Consider the following 606-nt stretch of genomic DNA (forward strand, 5'->3'; position numbering starts at 1 on the left):
CGCACTATCAGCCAGACGGCCTGGTCGGTGCTGGCTGACATTAAGGAAGATCCGATGATGCGCCATCGTCATAGTCATATCAGCTTACTGGAGGCGCGGTTGAATGCCGTGCAGACGCCACAGCAAAGGGTCATGAGGCAGGCCCTTCAACAAGCAAAACAGCACACCGAACCCAGAGAAATGACACCGGATTCGGAAACCGAACTGAGACAAAAAGAGGTGTCCACTAAGCCGAATTCGGTTTCCGAACTCAGTATAAAATCATCGACTTATAGTGATTCCACTAAACCGAACCGTTATGTACGTTCTTTCACACAGAGTGTGAATAAAAAAACATACGTAGATCCCCGGTCTGCTCTTTTTTTGCCAGAAGGACTTTGCCGACAACTGGAGCCGGAGGATGTCACCATGCTGACCGGCCAATTACAGGCCCTGCCCGCTGAACAGGCTCAAATCGTCTTGGATTGTCTGGACAGAGCGCTGCGTGCAGGCAAAATCGGCAACCCGGTCGGCTGGCTACTGACCATGATGAAACGGGCACGGGAGGGAAAACTGTATGCCCAGGCTGCCCCCCTATTGCGACGCTTGGTCCTGCAAAAATGCAGG

The 606-nt window shown here is 52.5% G+C and carries 1 protein-coding gene; it reads left to right on the top strand.

The annotated features are described in order from the left end of the window. On the top strand, positions 1-606 hold a 606-nt coding region (locus FE394_RS19095), incomplete at both ends, for an STY4528 family pathogenicity island replication protein (protein ID WP_319927899.1).

This window comes from Xenorhabdus littoralis, from assembly GCF_033949345.1.
Classification (GTDB): domain Bacteria; phylum Pseudomonadota; class Gammaproteobacteria; order Enterobacterales; family Enterobacteriaceae; genus Xenorhabdus; species Xenorhabdus littoralis.